The sequence below is a fragment of the Pseudomonas sp. RW407 genome, from assembly GCF_003176655.1.
Taxonomy (GTDB): Bacteria; Pseudomonadota; Gammaproteobacteria; order Pseudomonadales; family Pseudomonadaceae; genus Pseudomonas; species Pseudomonas delhiensis.
Map to the genome: position 1 here is coordinate 1 of NZ_QGSL01000086.1, position 324 is coordinate 324.

The following is a 324-nucleotide window of genomic DNA, read 5'->3' on the forward strand; positions in this document are numbered from 1 at the left end:
TCCTGATAGCGAATGATCGACAAAACCGCCATGTACAGGATGCGCCGGATCATGCCTCGTCCTCCTCGGATCCGGCGCTGCCCCGACTTCTGCCCGCTGTCGCTGTTGTAAGGCGCCAGGCCCACCAGGGCGGCAATCTGGCGGCGGTTCAATTGTCCCAGCTCCGGCAGATAGGCCAGCAGCCCGGCCACGGTCACTGGTCCCACGCCTTTGACCTGGCTGAGTTGCTGGGCCTGTTCTGCGTCCACGACCTTCATCGCCTTGGCAATTTCCTTGTCGTAGCGGCGGATCGCTTCTTTGAGCGCCTTGATGGCGTCCTCTAGG

At 62.3% G+C, this 324-nt stretch carries 1 protein-coding gene; it reads right to left on the minus strand.

All coding sequences use genetic code 11. The features are described from left to right. A partial coding sequence (locus DK254_RS06560; RefSeq protein ID WP_146219577.1) for a transposase occupies positions 1-324 on the minus strand: 324 nt, incomplete at both ends.